Annotated in this window: 32 protein-coding genes and 1 tRNA gene; 1 reads left to right on the top strand and 32 read right to left on the bottom strand. The window is 69.4% G+C overall.

What is annotated here, in order from left to right; genetic code table 11:
- Positions 1–266: 266 nt before the first annotated feature.
- From M1203_RS11260 to M1203_RS39190, 30 genes are all read right to left on the bottom strand, one after another.
- Positions 267–455 carry a hypothetical protein gene (locus M1203_RS11260; protein WP_249949436.1) on the bottom strand — a complete coding sequence of 63 codons (189 nt, stop codon included), beginning with the start codon at positions 453–455 and terminating at the stop codon, positions 267–269.
- A 116-nt stretch (positions 456–571) separates the two neighbouring features.
- Complete coding sequence (locus M1203_RS11255) at positions 572–847, bottom strand: hypothetical protein (protein WP_249949435.1); 276 nt, start codon at positions 845–847, stop codon at positions 572–574.
- Positions 848–849: 2 nt separating this feature from the next.
- Positions 850–1,251: a hypothetical protein gene (locus tag M1203_RS11250; protein WP_249949434.1), complete on the bottom strand. Its 402-nt coding sequence runs from the start codon at positions 1,249–1,251 to the stop codon at positions 850–852.
- A complete protein-coding gene (locus M1203_RS11245; protein WP_249949433.1) occupies positions 1,244–1,531 on the bottom strand; it encodes a hypothetical protein in 288 nt (95 codons plus the stop codon). The genes M1203_RS11250 and M1203_RS11245 overlap by 8 nt, the downstream gene beginning before the upstream one ends.
- Positions 1,528–1,920 carry a hypothetical protein gene (locus M1203_RS11240; protein WP_249949432.1) on the bottom strand — a complete coding sequence of 131 codons (393 nt, stop codon included), beginning with the start codon at positions 1,918–1,920 and terminating at the stop codon, positions 1,528–1,530. The genes M1203_RS11245 and M1203_RS11240 overlap by 4 nt, the downstream gene beginning before the upstream one ends.
- A gap of 217 nt (positions 1,921–2,137) precedes the next feature.
- On the bottom strand, positions 2,138–2,527 hold the full coding sequence (locus M1203_RS11235; protein ID WP_249949431.1) for an SLOG family protein: 390 nt from the start codon (positions 2,525–2,527) through the stop codon (positions 2,138–2,140).
- 38 nt (positions 2,528–2,565) lie between these two features.
- Entirely contained in the window at positions 2,566–3,879 is a 1,314-nt protein-coding gene (locus tag M1203_RS11230) for a hypothetical protein (RefSeq protein WP_249949430.1), read from the bottom strand.
- Between the two features lie 74 nt (positions 3,880–3,953).
- Complete coding sequence (locus M1203_RS11225; RefSeq protein WP_249949429.1) at positions 3,954–4,373, bottom strand: DUF4326 domain-containing protein; 420 nt, start codon at positions 4,371–4,373, stop codon at positions 3,954–3,956.
- Positions 4,374–4,421: 48 nt separating this feature from the next.
- Positions 4,422–4,721, bottom strand: coding sequence for a hypothetical protein (locus tag M1203_RS11220; protein WP_249949428.1), 300 nt, complete (start codon positions 4,719–4,721; stop codon positions 4,422–4,424).
- Positions 4,722–4,786: 65 nt separating this feature from the next.
- Positions 4,787–4,960 (bottom strand): hypothetical protein, encoded by a 174-nt coding sequence (locus M1203_RS11215; protein WP_249949427.1) that lies wholly within the window; start codon positions 4,958–4,960, stop codon positions 4,787–4,789.
- Complete coding sequence (locus M1203_RS11210) at positions 4,957–5,670, bottom strand: hypothetical protein (protein ID WP_249949631.1); 714 nt, start codon at positions 5,668–5,670, stop codon at positions 4,957–4,959. Before M1203_RS11210 ends, M1203_RS11215 begins: the two co-directional genes overlap by 4 nt.
- On the bottom strand, positions 5,667–6,548 hold the full coding sequence (locus tag M1203_RS11205; protein ID WP_249949426.1) for a hypothetical protein: 882 nt from the start codon (positions 6,546–6,548) through the stop codon (positions 5,667–5,669). Before M1203_RS11205 ends, M1203_RS11210 begins: the two co-directional genes overlap by 4 nt.
- Positions 6,549–6,639: 91 nt before the next feature.
- Complete coding sequence (locus M1203_RS11200) at positions 6,640–7,011, bottom strand: hypothetical protein (protein WP_249949425.1); 372 nt, start codon at positions 7,009–7,011, stop codon at positions 6,640–6,642.
- On the bottom strand, positions 7,008–7,235 hold the full coding sequence (locus M1203_RS11195) for a hypothetical protein (protein WP_249949424.1): 228 nt from the start codon (positions 7,233–7,235) through the stop codon (positions 7,008–7,010). The genes M1203_RS11200 and M1203_RS11195 overlap by 4 nt, the downstream gene beginning before the upstream one ends.
- Complete coding sequence (locus M1203_RS11190; protein WP_249949423.1) at positions 7,232–7,498, bottom strand: WhiB family transcriptional regulator; 267 nt, start codon at positions 7,496–7,498, stop codon at positions 7,232–7,234. The genes M1203_RS11195 and M1203_RS11190 overlap by 4 nt, the downstream gene beginning before the upstream one ends.
- Positions 7,495–7,914 carry a hypothetical protein gene (locus tag M1203_RS11185; protein WP_249949422.1) on the bottom strand — a complete coding sequence of 140 codons (420 nt, stop codon included), beginning with the start codon at positions 7,912–7,914 and terminating at the stop codon, positions 7,495–7,497. The genes M1203_RS11190 and M1203_RS11185 overlap by 4 nt, the downstream gene beginning before the upstream one ends.
- Positions 7,911–8,510, bottom strand: coding sequence for a hypothetical protein (locus M1203_RS11180; RefSeq protein WP_249949421.1), 600 nt, complete (start codon positions 8,508–8,510; stop codon positions 7,911–7,913). The genes M1203_RS11185 and M1203_RS11180 overlap by 4 nt, the downstream gene beginning before the upstream one ends.
- Positions 8,507–8,806 carry a snapin/pallidin family protein gene (locus M1203_RS11175; RefSeq protein ID WP_249949420.1) on the bottom strand — a complete coding sequence of 100 codons (300 nt, stop codon included), beginning with the start codon at positions 8,804–8,806 and terminating at the stop codon, positions 8,507–8,509. Before M1203_RS11175 ends, M1203_RS11180 begins: the two co-directional genes overlap by 4 nt.
- Positions 8,807–8,829: 23 nt before the next feature.
- Positions 8,830–9,576 carry an exonuclease domain-containing protein gene (locus M1203_RS11170; protein WP_249949419.1) on the bottom strand — a complete coding sequence of 249 codons (747 nt, stop codon included), beginning with the start codon at positions 9,574–9,576 and terminating at the stop codon, positions 8,830–8,832.
- A complete protein-coding gene (locus M1203_RS11165; protein WP_249949418.1) occupies positions 9,573–10,733 on the bottom strand; it encodes a hypothetical protein in 1,161 nt (386 codons plus the stop codon). The genes M1203_RS11170 and M1203_RS11165 overlap by 4 nt, the downstream gene beginning before the upstream one ends.
- Positions 10,733–11,650 (bottom strand): hypothetical protein, encoded by a 918-nt coding sequence (locus tag M1203_RS11160; RefSeq protein ID WP_249949417.1) that lies wholly within the window; start codon positions 11,648–11,650, stop codon positions 10,733–10,735. Before M1203_RS11160 ends, M1203_RS11165 begins: the two co-directional genes overlap by 1 nt.
- Entirely contained in the window at positions 11,647–12,195 is a 549-nt protein-coding gene (locus tag M1203_RS11155) for a hypothetical protein (RefSeq protein WP_249949416.1), read from the bottom strand. Before M1203_RS11155 ends, M1203_RS11160 begins: the two co-directional genes overlap by 4 nt.
- Entirely contained in the window at positions 12,192–12,581 is a 390-nt protein-coding gene (locus tag M1203_RS11150) for a hypothetical protein (RefSeq protein WP_249949415.1), read from the bottom strand. The genes M1203_RS11155 and M1203_RS11150 overlap by 4 nt, the downstream gene beginning before the upstream one ends.
- Entirely contained in the window at positions 12,574–12,990 is a 417-nt protein-coding gene (locus M1203_RS11145) for a hypothetical protein (RefSeq protein WP_249949414.1), read from the bottom strand. Before M1203_RS11145 ends, M1203_RS11150 begins: the two co-directional genes overlap by 8 nt.
- Positions 12,980–13,123 (bottom strand): hypothetical protein, encoded by a 144-nt coding sequence (locus M1203_RS11140; protein ID WP_249949413.1) that lies wholly within the window; start codon positions 13,121–13,123, stop codon positions 12,980–12,982. Before M1203_RS11140 ends, M1203_RS11145 begins: the two co-directional genes overlap by 11 nt.
- Entirely contained in the window at positions 13,120–13,722 is a 603-nt protein-coding gene (locus tag M1203_RS11135; RefSeq protein ID WP_249949412.1) for a hypothetical protein, read from the bottom strand. Before M1203_RS11135 ends, M1203_RS11140 begins: the two co-directional genes overlap by 4 nt.
- Positions 13,719–14,045, bottom strand: coding sequence for a hypothetical protein (locus M1203_RS11130; RefSeq protein ID WP_249949411.1), 327 nt, complete (start codon positions 14,043–14,045; stop codon positions 13,719–13,721). The genes M1203_RS11135 and M1203_RS11130 overlap by 4 nt, the downstream gene beginning before the upstream one ends.
- On the bottom strand, positions 14,042–14,440 hold the full coding sequence (locus tag M1203_RS11125; RefSeq protein ID WP_249949410.1) for a hypothetical protein: 399 nt from the start codon (positions 14,438–14,440) through the stop codon (positions 14,042–14,044). Before M1203_RS11125 ends, M1203_RS11130 begins: the two co-directional genes overlap by 4 nt.
- A gap of 150 nt (positions 14,441–14,590) precedes the next feature.
- Complete coding sequence (locus M1203_RS11120; RefSeq protein ID WP_249949409.1) at positions 14,591–14,920, bottom strand: hypothetical protein; 330 nt, start codon at positions 14,918–14,920, stop codon at positions 14,591–14,593.
- On the bottom strand, positions 14,823–15,143 hold the full coding sequence (locus tag M1203_RS39190; protein WP_374402762.1) for a helix-turn-helix domain-containing protein: 321 nt from the start codon (positions 15,141–15,143) through the stop codon (positions 14,823–14,825). The genes M1203_RS11120 and M1203_RS39190 overlap by 98 nt, the downstream gene beginning before the upstream one ends.
- Before the next feature lie 275 nt (positions 15,144–15,418).
- Here M1203_RS39190 and M1203_RS11115 point away from each other — a divergent pair, with 275 nt between their 5' ends.
- On the top strand, positions 15,419–15,817 hold the full coding sequence (locus M1203_RS11115; RefSeq protein WP_249949408.1) for a hypothetical protein: 399 nt from the start codon (positions 15,419–15,421) through the stop codon (positions 15,815–15,817).
- A 389-nt stretch (positions 15,818–16,206) separates the two neighbouring features.
- Here the strand turns inward: M1203_RS11115 and M1203_RS11110 are convergent, their stop codons facing one another.
- Both M1203_RS11110 and M1203_RS11105 read right to left on the bottom strand, forming a co-directional pair.
- Positions 16,207–17,178 carry a tyrosine-type recombinase/integrase gene (locus M1203_RS11110; RefSeq protein WP_249949407.1) on the bottom strand — a complete coding sequence of 324 codons (972 nt, stop codon included), beginning with the start codon at positions 17,176–17,178 and terminating at the stop codon, positions 16,207–16,209.
- Between the two features lie 112 nt (positions 17,179–17,290).
- Positions 17,291–17,363, bottom strand: a tRNA-Arg gene (locus tag M1203_RS11105).
- Positions 17,364–17,612 lie beyond the last annotated feature (249 nt).

Raw genomic sequence — 17,612 nt, 5'->3', positions numbered from 1 at the left:
TCGCTGCGCAGGTGAAGTGGGCCGGGGCTTCGTCGGACGAGTCGGGAACGAGTTCCCGTTCCGGTAGCGGAACTCGAAGTTGCGGATCTTACGGGCGGCACGGAACTTGCCGCCGGCGCGGGTACTTGTCGGTGGGATTCATCTTGAGGCGGTTCAGCGACTCCGTCATGTCCCTCCAGAACGGAGGGTTGGCCGACGGGTCTACGCTCGGGAGACAACTACGCTGCGGCTCAGATCCTGGAGCGCGGTTCGGTTGTGGGGGCCTTTCAGAAGGCGGCAAACTTGCCGGGGCGCCTCCTCTCCGGCAGGTCCAGCTCCTTCGCTGCTTGTCGCGCTTCGTCGATCAGGCGGTGTTCCCGGCCGCTCTCGGATGTGCCTGTGTTCTGGGCTTCGATGATGTCTGCGAGGTCTCGCAGAAGGTGGGCGAGAAGAGCCGGGTTGTCTGCGTATGTCATGGGCGCCCCTTCCAGTGGGTGGCGGACCGTTTTCCCGCTGACATGGTTATGTGGGGGCAGCGGCGAAATGTGACGCCCGATCTCAGGGAACTTCAGCCGCGGGCATGTCCGCCCGGTCAGTTCCCCTTGGTCTGCTGAGTGGCGCGGAGGGACGGTCGCTTCCTTGCCGACGCCCGTTCGGCGGTGACGGTGTAGCCCGCGTCTCCGAGCGCGGTGGCGTACTGGGCGAGGTGAGCAAGCTCGTCGGGGCCGTCGTGCCAGATCCGGGCTGTGGTGGGGCTGGCCTGCTGTACGCGGTGGCCGGCGGACCAGGCGGGCCCCGTCTGGGAGTTCGTGTGGCCGTGGTCGGTGAGGGTGCGGGCTACTTCGGCGGCGAAGACTCGGTAGTGCAAGGTCACTCCTTCGGTTCGTTGAGTGCGGCGTGCAGCTCGGGCAGGGCGGTGTTTTTGCGGTCGGCGGTGTACCGCCAGCGCTCGGCGAGTTGGCGCACGCGTGCGATGGTGGCCTCGGCGCGGTCGCCGCGCTCCTGCCACGCGTACCGCTCGACGGCCATGTCGTTCCGCTGCTCGAAGAGACGGCGGCTGATGGTCTGCTCGTTCGCCAGCTGGTCGGTGAGACGGGCTTGGTCGGCGTAGAGCCGGTCCAGTTCGTCGTCGGTGATCGTGTCGGCGGTGTGGCGCTGCACCCCTGCGGACGCCCCGGCGACGCAGGGAGGCTCGTGGGTGTGCCCGTTGAGGCAGGCCGGGTTACAGGGCGAGTCGTCGCTGATGGACGGAGTCTCGGGCAGCTCAAGCATGGCAGGGCTCCTTGGTGCAGTCGGGGTGGTGCGAGTACGTGTGGCTGGGCTCCCACCAGCCGGGGCAGCAGGCGTGTTCCACGGCCGCGCGGTGGAGCGCGAGTTCGTCGAGTGCGGCCCGGTGCGGGCAGCTGCATGGCGGCCGGGCGTGCTGCTCCGCGGTACGGGCAGCGCGCCAACGGGTCTGGCGCTGTTCGGCGTGGAGCATCGCGGCGAGCGCGGCCGCGGCAGTGAGGAGCAGCAGGGGGATGCCGGCGCCGATCCAGCGGGCGGCGGTCACTGGGTGCCGTTGATCTGCCGGGCCACGGCGAGAGCGTGGCGATCCGGGCCGATCTGCTCGGCGTCCTCCGCCGCGCTGTCCAGCCACTCCGCGACGAGCAGTCCGAGGGTGGGGCCCATGGCGGCGATGTACGTGGCGTGCTGGGTCTGCATGCGGGTCGGCCGCTGCGGGCTGCCGCCGTGCAGTAGGGGCGGCCAGGCGATGCGGCGGTTGTCGTCGCGGGTGAGGTAGTCGCCGTAGAGGTGGCTGGTGCCGTTGTCGTCGTTGGGCCAGCAGAGCTTGGTATTCCAGGTGGTGGTGGGGGTGCCGTCGGTGTTGGTGGAGGCGGCGGTGGCGAGGGCGCGCAGCTTTTCGGCTGCGGTGCGGAGTTCGTCGGCGGGTGTGGTCATGGGGTGTCCGTTCCGTGGGGGCTCTGTGTGGTCGTCTGTGGGCCTGGCGGGAGCTGGGGTGAGGAATCTGTGCGCTGCGGGGCTTACGGGCTGCCTGAGGGGCGTACGCGCCGTTCTGTGGGCCTGCCGTGCTGTCAGCGCCACGGCGGGTGCGCCCAATGCGCCAACGGAAGGCCGGCGGTGACGATGACGAGGACCACGAACAGCACGGTGTCGATCACGCGGTCCATCTCCTCGTTGGGATCCCGGCCTGCTCGGCAAGCTGAGCTGTGTGGCTGGCGCCGCGACTGGAGTCCTTGATGAAGGCCAGACAGACATCAGCACCGAGCTGGACCATGTGGGCGTTGCGGATGAACCCGGCCCGCTTGCCGTTGATCTGCCAGTTCGCGCGGTGCCGTTCGAACTCGATGAGGGGCGATCGGCGTGAGTGCCAGCGTGCCCAGTCGTCGGCCATGGCGTCGGCGCCGGAGGGGCACGCGCCGTGGACGATGACGGTGGTCCGGTCGTGGAAGGTGTTGGCGGCGGCGAGGGCGGTGAGGGTGTCGTCGATGACGCGGCGGTTGTTCCAGTCGCGGCTGCCGGTGATGAGGATCCGGTACGGGGCCATGGCGGTCTCCTGGGTTGGGTCGGGGGATTGTTGGGTGGTCACTGCTGCTGCGCCCCGCCTTCGTTGACGACGGTCTCGGTCACGGTGGTGGTGATGGCGATAAGGCGGTGCTCGTAGTCCGGCCACCGGTCGCGCGCCGTGGTCAACTGCTGGTCGGCTTTCTCTCGGCTCTGCCAGGACCAGTTGGCGCCGATGCCGGGGGTGTTCGGCTGCCAGGCGGTGTCGCCGGGGTTGCGGTGCTCCAGCCGGTACGAGAGCCGGACCGTCGCAGGCGCCCCGTCCTCGGCCTGCCCACCGAACCCGGCGGCGGTCTCGGCGGCCAGACGACGAAGTCCGAGGACGATGTCACGGATCGCGGTGCAGTACCGGGGGTCGTGCTCCAGGTCCAGCGAGTCCCGGAGCACACCTTCGTAGAAGTCGGCCCGCTCACGGAGGACGGTGGCGCGGGCCTGCTCCAACTCGGCACGCAGACGGGCGTTCTGCTGGCGGATGGCGGCGGTGAATCTGACTGCCGCGTTGGCCATCTCCTGCTGCTCCTCGTCCGCGACAGCCATGACCGCGTCGGCAAGGTCGCTGATGACCTGCTCCTCTCCGCCGGTCATCAGGTCCGGGTCGTCGCACACGGCGCCTCGCATTGCCGCCGCGTACCGCTCGCGCCGCGCGTCGGGCTGGCTTTGAGGGGGCTTTGGGCCGAGTGTGCCCGTGCAGACTTTCCCCAAAGAGCCCGTCCCGGCGGTGGGCTGCTGCGCCTCGTCGGCCTGCTCGGACTCGGCGAGGAGACGCAGCACCTTCACGGCGCGCGTCATGCCGCGCCGGTAGTCGCTGCTCTCGCCGCTGGACGCGGCATCCCGATCCAACTGCAGGGCTTTCGCGGCTGCGAGCAGCTCCGAGAGCCCGTTGTCCTTGCCGGGCCGGTCGGTGGCGGGCTCGGGCAGCACAGCCAGCACCGCGTCGGCGAACATCTCCGGCTCGCCCTCCACCACCGTAAGGCGGCCGTGGTGCCAAACGAAGGGCTGGATGCGTTCCTTGGTGCACTCCGCCTCGGTCTTGTCGCAGTCACCGGGGCAGGCGGCGTCTCGGATGGCGTCGGCGATGCGCTCGTGGAGGGCGGCCCGGTCGGCCGGCTGTCCGGCGGCGGTACGGATCGCGGCCACCACCTGCTCGGTGTCGGCGAGCGGGATGTAGACGAGCGGGTTCTCCGGGTCTGTCGCGTCCTTGGGCACCTGAATGCCGAGGGACACGACGGGGATCGTGCCGTTGTAGGTGCTGGCGTCGACGTGGACGACGGTGAGGGTGTGGCCGAATGGGTCGGTGGGGTCGGTGTACCGGAACGGCTCGGGCTGGGTGGTCACGGGTTCTCCTGGGGTGTGTGGAAGGCTGTCGGGGCGCCCGCCCCTGTTACGAGCAGGGGCGGGCGTGCTACGTGTCACGGGGTGGGGTTGGCCAGGGCCAGCAGAACGGCGGCGTGGCAGTGGTCCGGGTCACCGGGCGCGGGGAGTGGGCACCAGCACATGAGGTCCCGGCCCGCCAACTCAGCACGGGCCGCGGCAACCACCCCCGGCAACTGAGCGAGCCGTCGCCGGTACAGCTCCGTCGCCTGCTCGCGGGTGGCGTCCTTCACCAGGTGCCATGTCACGGTCTTGTCGGGGTGGACGAAGGCGTGCTGCTGGCCGGATGTCTTGCCGAGGCGGCCTTCGTGCTCCCAATCGGATCCGTCGAGGGCGGGGTAACGGACTTGGGTGCAGGGGTTGCCCCAGCGGGTGCCGCGTCCGACGTAGACGGCTCCGGCGGGTGCGCGCCAGCCCTTGGTGCGCTTGCGTTGGATGCGGGTGGGTTGGCCGGTCATGTCAGGTCCTTAGGTTGGCTAACGTTCTGCGTAGGTGAGGCGTAGCGGTCAGCTCAGGTCGGGCACGACGATCCAGCCGGGTTCGGTGATCGGGGTCACTGCGAGAGTCTCGGCGGCAGCCCGGAGTTGTTCGTCCCAGTCCTCGTACTGGCCCTGTGTGGCGTCGTGAGGCCGGACCGTCTTGTACGTACCGAGGCGGACCTCAACGCACTGGGTGACGAGGAAGACCATGTCGCGGTCGTAGTCGCCTGCGAGCAGGTAGCCGAGTTCCAGGTCTTCGAGCCGGTCGGGGTCGGTCTGAGGGATCTGGAAGCCGTAGGCGAAGTAGGTGGAGTGGTACATGCCCATGGGTTCTCCTCGGAGTGGTGGGCGTAGCGCGCGGGCCGGCGGGAACCGGATACGCGGCGGGTCTCTCATGCGGCGGCGGGTTCGTCGGTGATGTGCAGCCCCCAGCCGCTGGAGGCGAGGTACTCGGCGACTCGTTCGGCCGCTTCGTCGGGTGTTTGTTGCTCGGTGGGGGTGGTGAGGCGGTAGTCGTCGAGTGCGGCGGCGATGGTGGTGACGGCGGCCTGCGGCATGTGGGTCACGAAGCCGCTCCGTTCTTCGGCGGCCACGTGCCGGCCGGTGCCGGTATGGCGGGTGCGGGTGTCATCGCGGTGGTGGCGGCTTCGGTGCGGGAGGGGTGTGCACCGGCGGTGAGGGTGTGGCGGGCCCCTCCGCGGCCGGGGCGGGTGCAGGGTCGGCCGGCATACGCGCGGCAGGTCTCGACCGGGCAGGCGACAGCAAGGGCGTCAGGGAGACCGGCGCGGATGGTTCGCTCCCGCTCCGCACGGGCTGGCCGCAGGGCACGCAGAGCGCCGGCGACGGAGGGGGGCATGTACTTCCCGAGTTCGGCCATGCGCCGCTCGACTTCGGCGGCGGCCGGCCCGGAGGTGAGCGCCTCGTGCTCGACGGGTGGTTCCTGGCCGGTGATGACGGCGCGGCGGTGGGCGGCGAGTGCGTGGCGGTAGGCGGCTTCGTTGTCGGGGTCGACGGGCGGGGCCGGATCCACGTCGCGGTTCATGCGGTCGCGGACGGTGGAGGCCCACTGGGTGGCGATGTCCGCGGGGAGGATCGGCCACGTCGACTTGGCGTAGTGGGTCTGGATGGCGCGGACGGCGTAGTCGTATGGGACTTCGGCGAGGATGCCGGCCCACATGTGGATTTGGGCGCGGCGTTCCATCTCATCGGCGCGGCGGACGCGGGGGTCGGCTAGCGCGACCTGGGCGAGGAGTTGCGGCAACTCGGAGGCTTTCACTGGGCGTTCCTCTCTGCGGCGTCTTCGGCGGCGCGAAGTTCGGCGGCGATGTTGGCCATGTCGGCGAGGTATTCGGACGTGGCGGATGGCGGGCCAGGGATTGCGCGCGGGCCGGTGTAGGCGGGTGCGTCTTGGAGGCCGGTCCAGCCGGTGAGGAAGTAACGGGCTGAGTAGGGCGTGGTTTTGGCGGCTTGCCAGGCGCGGGCGGCGTGGTCGACGAGGGCGGGTACGCCGACGCGGCGTATGGCGTCGCGGAGTTCGAGCCATTCGGTGGCTTGGAAGGTCCAGGAGATGTTCATGCCGCGGGCGGCCATGGCCTCGATGAGGGGTTGGACTTCTCCTCTTCCGGAGGGCTCGGCCACGGCGGTGCCGGGGGTGTTCGTGGAGGGGGGAGGGGGAGGAGGTTCCTCCGTAGGAGGAACCGGACGGGACGGGGATGGGGACGGGGTGTCGTTACTCCCCCCGTTACGCGACGCGTTACGGGATGCGTTAGTAACGCCGTTACTTTCGATCTCGTCGGCGTTCCGCTTCGCGTCCTGCTCGGCCTTCTTCCGCTCCCGATATGCCTGCTGACGTGCTGCGTTGGCTTCGCGGTCGGCTTTCACCTTTGCGCGGTCGGGGTTGTACTCAAGGAAGTCGTGAATCATCCAGCCGTCTTCAACCCGGTCCCACAGCCGAGCATCTTCAAGTTCCCTGGCCGTCTTTTTCATGTCGCGTACGCGTGCCACGAGTGTCAATTCGCGGTCGGTGAGCTTGCCTTCGGTGAGGTTTTCGGAGGACCAGCAGAGAGCGGAGACGTATAGCCGGAACGCGCGATCCGACAGCAACGCGACCTTCCGGTGCGAGGGGAATCTGTCGTCCAGGCGGACCCAGGGCATGTGCGTCTTCCTTCACGAGTGCGGGGTGGTGCGGTGTCTCGTCCGGGGCAGGGTTCGGGGCCGGCCGCCCCGGACGGTGGAGCGGGGTGCGTCAGGCGTTCGGGTGTTCGGCGGCCGTGGCGATGTCTTCGCGCGCGTTGTTGCGGTCGGTACCGCAGGGGCCGCACGATTCGACGCCGCAGTCCTTGCCGAGGCGGTGTTCGGTTTCGACGGTCCACGCGTAGCCGTGGTGCAGGACGACCGCGTACATGACCGGGTCGTACTCGCTGGTGGAGTTGAACCGCATCTGCGCGAAGGTGGCGTTCAATTCGTTCGCCAGGTTCAGCGCGCCGCCGAGGGTCTTCCTGTCGTGGATCTCGTCCATGCCGCTCACCCACACGGACCACTCCTGGTCCTCGTAGCCGAGTCGGTGCCGGTCGGGGCCGAAGAGCTGGGTGGTGGGGTTAGTGATGTTCGTGCTCATGCGAGGTGTCCGTTCTGGTCGTAGGCCTCTTGGGCTTCGGCGGCCTGCTGCTGGAGGGCGGCCTCCGCGCACGTCTTGTGCGCCGGAGACCGCTTCGAGTCACGGAGTTGGGTCGGACCGCCGCAGTACCGGCACGGCCGCGGTCCCCTGCTGTCCCAGTGCGAGGAATCGCCCCAGTCGAGGAGCCCGCCGGGCGGCGGCTGTGGGCGTGGTCGGCGCGTCATGCCGCGTCCTGCTCGTCCTTGGCATCTGCGGCGTCTGCGGTCTTGCGGCGGAGCCGGGTCCGTTCCCGGGCCGACATGCCGCCCCATACGCCCTGCGTCTCGGGCACGGTGAGGGCGTGAGTCAGGCAGTCGGTGCGGACGGGGCAGCCCATGCAGATGCGGCGGGCGGCGGCGCTGGTGACGCCTTTCTCGGGGTGGAACAGGTCGGGATCGACCTCGGAGCACACGGCGCTGGCCATCCAGGAAGGCGGCGAGGGGATCATGCGGACACCTGCCCGAAGATCGAGGCGAACCGCTCGCGCATGGGCCGGTCCTCCACGTGCGCTGGCGCCACGCAGCCGTCGTAGCCGCAGCCCGGCCGTACGTTCCCGATCGGGTCCCGGTCGTACTGGAGCCGGAACGCCATCACCGCGGCGCTGACGCGCTGGTTGCGGATGGTCAGCGAGGGAGTTCCGGCGTTGACGTACCCGGTCCAGCGGAGGTGACCGTCGCCGTCGTGGGCGGTGCGGGCGTAGAACTGCTGTGCCGGGTCGAGGGGCTGGGTGCCGCGGAGCGGGGCGATTCCGAGTGCGTCGCGGGTGGCGGTGACGGTCTTGGTGCCGACGTGGAGTTGGGCGGCGATGCGGTAGACGGGGATGCCCTGGTGCAGGAGGTTGGCGATGTCGGCGCGGATCTTCACCGGGCCACCACCGGGGTCTGCTCCGGCCACGCCACGCCGCCCAACGCCCGCGTGTGTGTGGGCGGTAGTTCGGTGGTGGGGTAGCCGAGCCAGTGCAGGCCGAGGTGCGCCATGCTCGCGGCGTCGGCTTGGTCGTACCGGCCGGGCCCGTCGCACTCGATCCCGAAGTGCGTCCGTACGCCGTCGCGGACCATGCCCTTCGAGGCGTTGCCCTTGCCGGTGGCGTACATGGCGCGCTGCGACGGTGGGCACACCGCGTACGGGATCTCGCGGCGCCACAGGTCGTGGGCGATGAGCCACCACAGGCCGGCCATCTCGTGGTGCCCGGCCATCGCGCCGTGCCCGTACGACGGGCCCTCGATGACGACGAGGTCCGCCGCGCGAGTGCGGTCGGCGATCTCGGTACGGAGCCAGGAGAGGCGGAGGTGGCCGCGGTTGTGGGTTTTGCGGGGGCGGAGGGCGTCGGCCCAGTCGGCTCCGGCGATGCCGCAGGAGGTGAGGGACGGGTCTATGCCGATGACGAGGGGGCGAGGGCCCGCCCCGGCCGAAGCCGGGGCGGGAAGGATGGGCGTGGCGGGATCGAAGAGGGTCGTCACCGCTTCACTCCGCTCGGGCCGGGAAGCGGCTTGTCGCTGCGCCGCTGCTGCCACAGGTCGCCCGAGTCGACGGCCGGCGAGGTGATGCCGACGGCGTCGTCGAGGCGCTGCTGGAGCCGGTCCGCGCGGCGTGTCTGCGTGGTGAGCGCGGTGGACAGGCGGGCGACAGCGCGCGCCATGCGGGCGATGCGCCGCTGGTAGCTGATGGACTCGCTGACGCTGTCCGCGAAGTCCTCGGTGCGCGCGTCGTCCAGCTGCGCGGCGAGCTGTTCGACGCGGGCCTGCATGGCGGCCAAACGGCCACGGGAGATCCACGGCATCAGGCACCGCCCCGCTGGCCCGGGATGAGCGGCCACGAGCCGTCAATCACTTTGTCCGGCGCCCCGCCCTGCTCCGGCGTCGCTTTCGTCCGGAACCACTTCTGGAGGCCGGCCTGCTGCTCCGCCCGCCACGCCTTCTGCGCCGCGAACAACTGCGCGGGCCCGTACGTCTGGAGCTGCGGGTACCGCTCGAACTGCGCTTCCGCGATCAGCAGCGCAGCCAGCGCGTCGGCCTCTGCGGTGTGCCAGTCCTCCAGCTCGACGCCGTACACCTCGGACGTCGGCTTGAGTTTCCGCATCCCCGAGCCCTTGCGGTACTTGTCGACCTGCTTGTCGATGACGTGCGGATCCACCAGCGGCAGCGCGCCCATTCCGGGCAGTCGCTCGGCCATGGAAGGGAGCCCATGCCGTTCCAGATCGCGGGTCAGGACGGTCCAGTCGTAGGCGAGGTTGAACGCGATGACCGGCATGCCGTACCGCAGCGCCGCGGCGAGCCGGTCGGCGATGTCGTCCAGGGCATCCTTCGGATCGGCGCCCTCGGCGGCCTTGGCGTCGTCGATGCCGTGGACCGCGGTGGTCTCCGGCGGGATGGGGACGCCGGGGTTGATGAGCCAGCTCATGACGTTGTCGTTTCGGCCGCCGCCGCGGACGATGAGGGCGGCGGTGACGATGCGGGCTTCGTTGGGGTCGGGCGCGGTGGTCTCGGTGTCGAATGAGACCTTGCGGATGTCGGCGAAGGTGGTCACGCGCGGGCTCCCTTCAGGGCGGTGAGGAAGGCGCGCAGCCGGTCGGCGCTGGCCGTGCTCGGGTGGAGTCCGCCGTTGGCCTGGGCGAAGCGCTGCTCGACTTGGTCGGTGGTGAGGCCGAGGGGCCCGGCGGCGGCGATGATCTGGAACCAGATGCCATCGGTGTCGGTGTCCTCGTCGTCGACGATCTCGGCGTCGTGGACGAACTCGTCGATCTGCTCCTGGCTGGCATCGCCGTAGTCGGCCGGGTTGAGGATCCGCTCGGTGTCGTCCGGGTGAGGCCCGTCGTCCTCCTGCGCCCCGGGCGGCGTCTGCGGCTTCAGGGCCTTGCCGCGGGCCTTCAGGGTTGCGGCGAGATCGTCGTCGAGGTGCCCGGCCCGGTTTGCCTGGGTCCAGAGCTTCCCGACCTCCTCAGCGGTCTCGGCGACCGCGGCGAGCGCGGCGTAGTCCGGCCGACCGCCGGTGATGGCGACGCGCTCCGGGCCGGACGCGACCGCCGGGGCGCCGATGGTCTGCCCGGACATCAGCGCGGCTGGGGTGATCTCGACGTCGAGGGTCGGGACCATGAAGCGGGCCGGGCCCTCGTCGCGCTGGACGAGCTTCTCCTCCATGCCGAGCCATCCGGCGACGTACCCGTCGGCCTGTGCCAGCAGTTCGGCGGCCGGGGGGAGTTCGGTTGCGGCGTAGTAGCCCTTGGTGATCAGCAGCCACTGGCCGAGGGCGGGGACGTCGCGGAGCATGACGTTGACCCGGGTGGTGATCTTGCACTCGCGGTCCTCGGGATCGCAGAGGCACGGCCGGTCCCGCTTGTGCTCGGTGACGCCGTCGCATCGGCGCTGGCACTTCGATCCGGCGTACAGCTCGTACCACTGGGATACGGCGTCGCGCGGGGGGATGAGGACGGGAAGCCGGTTGGCGGTGGAGTACACCTCGAACTCGGACGGTCCGCCGTTCGCGGGCGTCCAGGGCTTGACCTCGCCGCCGTACAGTTCGGCGACGCTGGCGAGGATCTCCCGGGACGGGGAGGTGAAGCGGAAGTGGTTGAGCTTGGCCGGGCGGGTGTACGCCTTGCCCTGCTTGCTCGTACCGGCGACGACGTGGCCGATCCGGATTTCACCGAGCTGCCGCATGCGGCGCTGGAGGTCGATGATGGGCATCAGGCAGCCGCCTTCTGATCGTTGGTCGGGAGGGTGAGGGCGGGCTGGACGACGGTCTTGGACAGGCCAGACACCCACGCCGCGGCCTGCTGCACGATCTGGAACGCGGCGAACACCTGGTCGTCGCAGACGACGGGGATGAGCCGGTAGCCCTCCGGCCGCAGGTGGAGGACCACCCCGGTGGAGTGCGTCGCGGGCATCGGCACCGTGGACCCGTCGCGCAGCCACGCCACTTCGGCCCGGCGGTACGCGGCCATCTGGAGCGCGGCCTCGGGGTAGACGCCCTTGACGTCCAGCTCGCCGCCGGTCTTCGTGTCGCCCATCAGCACGGTGGTCGCGGGGGCACCGAACTCGGCGGCGATCAGCGGGGAGCGGAGCAGGTAGTCGAGGGTGCCGGCGTATCCGGCGGTGCGGTTGCCGACGACCATCTCGGACGCCTCGAAGGTGACCTGCCACTCCTCCATGAAGCGGAGGAAGTTGTCGAGGTACGGGACCATCTCGGGGTCGTCGACCAGCTCGGTGGGGATCGGCTGCCCGAGGACGTGCGCTTCGATGATCTGGTGGACTGCCGAGCCGATGTCCGCGCGTTCGTCCTTCTTGCGCAGCGGGGCGCGGCGCAGCCAGTCGTACGTCTCGGTGCGCTGCTCGGGCGTGCGGGCGGAGACGAGGCGGGGCAGGTGGGCGAGCGCGGTCTCTGCGACGAGGTTCGCGGCCCAGAGGGCGAGGACGTCGCCCTTGGTGGAGCCCTGGGACAAGATGGTGGTGACGCGGCGGAGCTTGTCGCCCGTCACGCGGTCGCGGTACCAGCCCTGGGAGGGGCGGGGGATTCGGTCGGGTCCGGTGGGTGCGGCCTTGGGCTTGCGCCGGGGGCCGGCGGCTGGGGCGGTGTTCGCCCCGGCCTGCGCGACGGTTGTCATGAGGCGCCGTCCTTCCGGGTGTTGAGGCGGTAGAAGCGGCGGCCGGGCTCGTCGATCAGGACGAGCCAGCCCATGGCGCGCAGCGACTGGAGGTCGCGGCGGCATGTGGCGCGCTTCGGGGCCTGGGAGAGGTAGAAGCGCCGCACGTCTTCGGTGGTCCAGGTGCGGCTGGGGTGGCGGCGGATGTGGGTGAGGAGGGTGGCGAGCCGGTCGCGGAGGGCACCAGCGGGGGCCCATTCGCCGGACTGCTCGGGCTGGGGAGTGACCGCGGCCCCATTCGGGGTGGTCTTCTCCACCGGCCCGGGGGCGATCTGCTCCGTGAGCCTGCGGGCGGCGTACATCACGCCGCGCTCGTGCCCGGTGCGGTCGCCGGTGATTGGCGTGCCGATCTCCTCCAGGAACGCGACGGCCTTGCCCAGTACCTCGGCGCGGACCTCGTCCCGGTAGCGCTGGAGCCGGATGCTGGCCCACCCCTCGGGGTACGGGAGCGTGGCGGCCATGGGGGTGGTGAGGAGGTCGGAGTGCAGCGACTCGCGGGCGCTCATGCCGTCCTCCGTTCGGGCAGCGACGGCACCGCCGCGAGCGGCTGCGGGTTGAACCGCGACAGCTTCGCGATCACCTCGTCCAGCTCGTCGCGAAGCCGCAGCGCGTCCGACAGGCTGATGTCGATCTCGGCCGTGTCGAGCGCCGCCGCGTCCTCCACGGCCTCCGTGAGCGCGTCCAACTCCCCCTCACGGGGGGACTGGACGGCCTCGGCGAGCGCGTCGAGCTGCGAGATGACGTCCTCGCAGGCGTCCGTCTCGCCCCAGTGCTGGACGAGGCCGATCAGGGTGTGGTGGCGGATGAGGTCGACGCGGAAGATGGCCTTGAGCCAGTCGGAGCGGAGCCGTACGGACAGGCCCGGCTTCGTGCTCAGGTTCAGGTCAGCCACGGTCGCCACCGCCCTCGGTGCCGGGGCTGATCGGCGCCCAGATCGCAGCGATCGTCCGGGCCCGGTCGGTCAGCCACGTACGCACGGCGGGCTCGTCCGCCCGGTCGATGACGCACTCGGTGGACCTGAGGATCGCCTTGCGCTGGAGGACCCAGTACACGGCCAGCGTCTCCGGCGGAAGTTCCTCGCCGTCCTCGTAGTCGTCCGGGTTCGGGCGCTTCCAGTCCCAGCGGAAGACGAGGTTCAGGTCCGGGTCGGTGTCGGCCCAGTCTTCGTAGAAGGCAGCCCACGAGGGGTACTCGGTGTGCAAGCCGTCGCTGGGCCTGGCGTAGAAGTTGCCCTCGGTGCAGTAGTACGGGTGGTCGATCTCCCACAGGCGGGGGCCGACGGGCGTCTGGTCAGCGTGCATTGCGGCCTCCGTGGGGGCGCAGCAGGGCAGCGAGGTAGGCGAACGGGTGACGGTCGTCGAGCGCGGCGACGAGCGCGGCACAGCCGAGGCCCCAGACGATCAGGGCGTAGGAGATCCACAGCAGGACCGTCATCGCGGATCACCCGCCTCGGTGATCAGCACGTCCCTGCCGCACTGCTCCGGCCCCGGCCAGCCCCACGTGCACAGCCCGCCGTCGGGCAGGTTCTCGGAGGTGAGCGGAGTCAGACCCATCCAGCCGTCCCCGTGCTCCCGGCACAGCAGCACCCCGGGCCGGTCGCTGTTGCGGTAGGCGACGATGCGGTCCGCCTCGGCATCCGGGCCGGGAGCGGTGTTGTGCGCGTGCTGCGCCTCAGCAGTCAGACGCCACGTCATGCACGCCTTCTCGATCTCCACGAGCGTGGCCGCGTCGTCGGTCTCGGGCCGGTAGTAGTCGATGGCCGCAGCCGCCAACTCCCCCAGGAACTCATGGCGGTCGTCGTCGTCCATCAGCGCGACCCAAGGGAACGCGGGACCGTACTCCTCAGCCGGGGCCCGCGCGGCCTCCAGCTCGGCGACCCGGGCCCGCAGCGCGGTCAGCTCCGCCGCCGTCTCCGGCGACATCAACATCCCCGCCGAATCCACCGCCAACGCAACACCCGTCGCCGTCTGCCGACGCTGCTGCGCGTCATGAATCAACGCCGCCAACGCCGTCACCGCACGCGTCGAACTCACAGCGCACCGCCCGTCTCCGGGGCGTCGGCCAGCGACCAGATCGTCACGGGGATACCGCTCACATCGGCCAGCGCTTCCGTGTACAGCCGAGAACTGGTGGCACTGTGCGGGCCCTCGGTGACCTTGGCCCCAAGCGCGGCAGCGAGCAGCCGCACACCCTCCGGGTTCTTGAAAAAGTTCACGTCCACGCTGGGGCTGTCCGGGGCGAAGTCGTGGCACTGGACCGAGACGGTCGACGGCGGGATCGGACCGACCTGCTGCACGTACAAGGCCACCGAGTGCGCGGCAAGCAGGCTCCGCCTCTGCGTGTCGTGGATGCTCATGCCGTCACCTCGACAGCGTCCGCAGCCGCGTACAGCACCGCGACAACCGACTCCGCCGTCCGGCCCGGGACGTCCCCCCACGCCGCGATGTGCTCCTCCAGCGAGAGAATGTCCCCGTAATACGGGCCCATCTCCCCGCCGACCTCCAGCCGCAGCGCCAAGACCTCGATCGCCTTGTTCGCCAGCGCGGTATCCACATGCGGGTCCCCGGTCACCGCCGTCTTCAGCGCGGCCACGATGCTCATCGGCCGCAGGAAGTGCGGGACGCACATCTCCCGGTCGAATGGGTCAGGGACGTAATCCCCGCCCTGGTAGTGCCCGTTCGACGCGATCACGCGGGCCGCAGCCCGGAACGTCGCGGACACGGTGGTCGGGCGGGGGAGTTCAACGTCCAAGCGGACCGTCCGCCGGTGACCGGCGGGCAAATCCGTAGGACGGATAGTCTGTGTACTCAAGGTGATCCACTTCTCTCGTTGTGCTGGTGGATTGCCGAGGGGCTGCCATGGACCAGGCCCGGTCCGGGCGGCCCCGCTTCATGAGGTGACTCAGGCGGCGCTGGGGTGGCCGGCCGACAGCGCGGCGATCTCCTGCGCGACCGCCTTCTGCTTCGCCTGCTTCGCCATCTCGCTCTTGATCCGCCGGGCCTGAGCCGACTTGAGCGCCAGATCCGTGTAGTGCGCCTTCCGCAGCGAATCGGCAACCTGCTCGATCTGCGCGTCCGTCGCATGGGGGTGCAGCTCGCGGGCCTTGTCCAGGAACCGGGTGTGATGGCTGGCCTTACGGGCGGCGGCCGTCCGGCTCGCCCTGTCGAGGGTGTTGCCCCAGCTCTTGTGCGCGGCGAGCCGCATTCGCTGGGAGCGCTCGCTGGTGGTCATCTCTGCCCTTTCCGTGATTGCCCACGCCCACGGGCGTGGGCAATGGCTCAAAAAAGAGAGCGCCGGTGTGGACTCCGAGGATCTCCGCGATGTCGTCTGCGGTCTCTCGCGTCACAGTGGCGCGCTCCTCGTGGAGGAGTGCACTGATCTTGCTCTTGGAGAGGCCGACCCGTTCCCCAAGGCTCTTGCCGCTGATGGGCCGCCCGTTCGGTGAGTGCTGCATGAGGTGCCGCAGAACGTGCGGGTCTATCAGGCGGAGTCTGGGGTGGGACATTCGTTCCTCCGTTGCGCTGTCCACGTTCGTGGACATCCCCACTAAAGCACATCGCTTGAGCGCTGTCCACGATCGTGGGCGACATTGCAGTTAGGCAATATCCAGACGGAGTGGCCTCGACTGGCCCCGTGGCGCCCGCGATCGTGGACAATAGCGACCGAGCGCGAATGGTTGCGCGCTCTGACCTGGCATTTCCGGGATCCCCCCACTCGTAAGGTGTGGACGTGGCGGTAAGAGAGGCGGCCGTGGTGCCCGAGCAGCGTGATGCGCTGACCGAGCTGGTGCAGCAGCACGTTGGCATCGGGAAGCGCTGGAGTACCCGAGACTTCTCCGAGATCGCCGTGGACCCCGAAACCGGATGGTCTCCCAGTAAATCCCTCGTCGGGAAGATCATTAGCGGTGCCGGGTACACCGTGACGCCCAAGCTGGTGTCTGCCCTCGCGGTTGGTCTCGCCCTGCCGCGCGACGTAGTGGCGGCTGCTGCGCACCTCCAGGTGATCGGATACGCGGAGTCCGAACTCGCGGTCGGCGCGCCGGCCGTCCTCATTCGTCGTCTCGACGTGCCGCTGACCGACACTCCCAAGTCCCGTGCTGTGGCGGAGCGTTGGGATGAAGAGGGCTGATCGACCGCCCTGTTTGTCATCTAAAATCAACGATCTCTGAACGGTCACGATGCGGAGTGTTCGCCCCCGATTCTCCCTATGGCCTGCACCAATGGGTTGCGTAGCCGTATGGTTACTGGACCTCGCGCAGAAACGAACGCGTGTGCGAACCGGCATGCCGGAGCCAGCGGGACAGGGGGCTATGTGACGGGTGTTCGAGTGGAATGCGCAGACCTGGACGACGGCATTCCCGTGATGTACCGAGATTTCGGAGACCGTGTCCGGATGGCGTACGACCCCAGCCAGATCGAGGAAGCCGTAGCACTCACGCTTTTGATTGCGCGTGTACCACGGCTCGTCGGCAGCCTCGAACTGGTCCGCCCCGGACGCTGAACCCCAACGGCGGCCGGCTACTTCAGCCGGTCGCCGGGGCTCAGCCTCCGGTGAGCCAACGCCGCCCGCTCCGAGCCCGCAGACGCGGCGTAGCGCGTCAGCATCTGCCTGGACTTCCACCCGGTGATCCGCATCAAGTCGTCCTCGTTGCCCCCGTTGACCTTCCATTGATGAGCAAACGTGTGCCGGAACTGGTGGGGGTGGAGCTCCGGGATTCCGGCCTCCGCACATCGGCGTTTCAGCATCGTGCCCACACCCCACAATGTCAGCCGCTGCCCCCGGTTGCGCTCTCCCCACCACAGCCACATGTCGCCCTCCAACGGCTTGCCCTTGTGCTTTGCCGCCGCCCGCAGGTACCGGTCCAATGCGGTCGCGCACGTCCGCCCGAACGGCACCGGCCTCCTGACGTTGCCCTTGCCGAGGACGTGCAGCACCTTCAAGTCCAGGTCAAGATCTTCGACCCGCCGGTCCGTCGCCTCAGAGAGCCGGACGCCGGTGTCGAGGAACAGCATCAGCAGCGCCGTGTCCCGCCGGTCCGCGTACGTCTTGCCCGCGCACGCCTTGAAAAGCTTCGAGAGGTCGCCCTCGCTGATGATCGGGACCTCCACCTCCGGGATCGCCGGCGGCTTCATCGTGCGCATGGGCGAGCGGTCGATCTCCTCTTCGTCGACAAGCCAGTTGAACATGGTCTTGAGGGATCGGAACCGCTGGTTCGCGGTGCTCGCAGAGGTGCGCTTCATGGTGGCCGTGATGTACGCCTCGACATGCTCGCGGTGGATCTCCTCCAGTGAGGTCGGTACCGGGCGCCCCTCCGTGCCGTCCTCGTCGACCGGCGGGCGGTAGCCGATCTCCTCGTCAAGGAGGAACGCGGCGAAGTCGCTGACGGCACGGGTGTAGACACGGATGGTGTTGTCGGCGAGGTTCTGGGAGCGCAGGGCGCGGATCCACGAGGCGGCCATGGGCGCGAGGTTGTATCGCTCGGCTGTCATGGATTCACCATGGCGTCCACCATCGTGGACAGTCAAGGCACTTGGTTTGGTAGCGATGTGCATTGAGCCAGAGACGCCAATGACCAGCGTTTCCGCTGGTCATCGCGCGTAGCGCCCCCGGCAGGACTCGAACCTGCGGCCAAGTGCTTAGAAGGCACCTGCTCTATCCACTGAGCTACGGGGGCCGGGTGGTGGCCTCGGTATACCTGGAGCCCGGGTTGGGTGGTTCCGCGACCTTGCCGGGACAAGGATAGGGCTCCGATCACCTTGACCCGGTTGCTTCACGCCCGTGGCACGTTGTGGAGGTTCAGTGAAGCGAACCGATAATCGCAGGCAGGTGCGATTCACGCATCGCTTTTGGCCCTCGGCGCCCCGGGTGTTGTGCAGTCGTTATGCCTGTGCCCCACTCGTCCCGTCTGTCCCGAGTATGTGAT

Origin of the sequence: Streptomyces sp. 35G-GA-8, assembly GCF_023534745.1 — a bacterium.
Lineage (GTDB): Bacteria > Actinomycetota > Actinomycetes > Streptomycetales > Streptomycetaceae > Streptomyces.
This window is presented reverse-complemented; position numbering and strand designations above follow the sequence as displayed.

What these genes read in the sequence shown, in the direction of transcription:
- M1203_RS11260 (WP_249949436.1), bottom strand. Translation starts at nt 455, where the DNA reads ATGACATACGCAGACAACCCGGCTCTTCTCGCCCACCTTCTGCGAGAC.
- M1203_RS11250 (WP_249949434.1), bottom strand. Translation starts at nt 1,251, where the DNA reads ATGCTTGAGCTGCCCGAGACTCCGTCCATCAGCGACGACTCGCCCTGT.
- M1203_RS11240 (WP_249949432.1), bottom strand. Translation starts at nt 1,920, where the DNA reads ATGACCACACCCGCCGACGAACTCCGCACCGCAGCCGAAAAGCTGCGC.
- M1203_RS11235 (WP_249949431.1), bottom strand. Translation starts at nt 2,527, where the DNA reads ATGGCCCCGTACCGGATCCTCATCACCGGCAGCCGCGACTGGAACAAC.
- M1203_RS11225 (WP_249949429.1), bottom strand. Translation starts at nt 4,373, where the DNA reads ATGACCGGCCAACCCACCCGCATCCAACGCAAGCGCACCAAGGGCTGG.
- M1203_RS11220 (WP_249949428.1), bottom strand. Translation starts at nt 4,721, where the DNA reads ATGGGCATGTACCACTCCACCTACTTCGCCTACGGCTTCCAGATCCCT.
- M1203_RS11205 (WP_249949426.1), bottom strand. Translation starts at nt 6,548, where the DNA reads ATGCCCTGGGTCCGCCTGGACGACAGATTCCCCTCGCACCGGAAGGTC.
- M1203_RS11200 (WP_249949425.1), bottom strand. Translation starts at nt 7,011, where the DNA reads ATGAGCACGAACATCACTAACCCCACCACCCAGCTCTTCGGCCCCGAC.
- M1203_RS11195 (WP_249949424.1), bottom strand. Translation starts at nt 7,235, where the DNA reads ATGACGCGCCGACCACGCCCACAGCCGCCGCCCGGCGGGCTCCTCGAC.
- M1203_RS11190 (WP_249949423.1), bottom strand. Translation starts at nt 7,498, where the DNA reads ATGATCCCCTCGCCGCCTTCCTGGATGGCCAGCGCCGTGTGCTCCGAG.
- M1203_RS11165 (WP_249949418.1), bottom strand. Translation starts at nt 10,733, where the DNA reads ATGCCCATCATCGACCTCCAGCGCCGCATGCGGCAGCTCGGTGAAATC.
- M1203_RS11160 (WP_249949417.1), bottom strand. Translation starts at nt 11,650, where the DNA reads ATGACAACCGTCGCGCAGGCCGGGGCGAACACCGCCCCAGCCGCCGGC.
- M1203_RS11155 (WP_249949416.1), bottom strand. Translation starts at nt 12,195, where the DNA reads ATGAGCGCCCGCGAGTCGCTGCACTCCGACCTCCTCACCACCCCCATG.
- M1203_RS11145 (WP_249949414.1), bottom strand. Translation starts at nt 12,990, where the DNA reads ATGCACGCTGACCAGACGCCCGTCGGCCCCCGCCTGTGGGAGATCGAC.
- M1203_RS11140 (WP_249949413.1), bottom strand. Translation starts at nt 13,123, where the DNA reads ATGACGGTCCTGCTGTGGATCTCCTACGCCCTGATCGTCTGGGGCCTC.
- M1203_RS11130 (WP_249949411.1), bottom strand. Translation starts at nt 14,045, where the DNA reads ATGAGCATCCACGACACGCAGAGGCGGAGCCTGCTTGCCGCGCACTCG.
- M1203_RS11120 (WP_249949409.1), bottom strand. Translation starts at nt 14,920, where the DNA reads ATGACCACCAGCGAGCGCTCCCAGCGAATGCGGCTCGCCGCGCACAAG.
- M1203_RS39190 (WP_374402762.1), bottom strand. Translation starts at nt 15,143, where the DNA reads ATGCAGCACTCACCGAACGGGCGGCCCATCAGCGGCAAGAGCCTTGGG.
- M1203_RS11110 (WP_249949407.1), bottom strand. Translation starts at nt 17,178, where the DNA reads ATGACAGCCGAGCGATACAACCTCGCGCCCATGGCCGCCTCGTGGATC.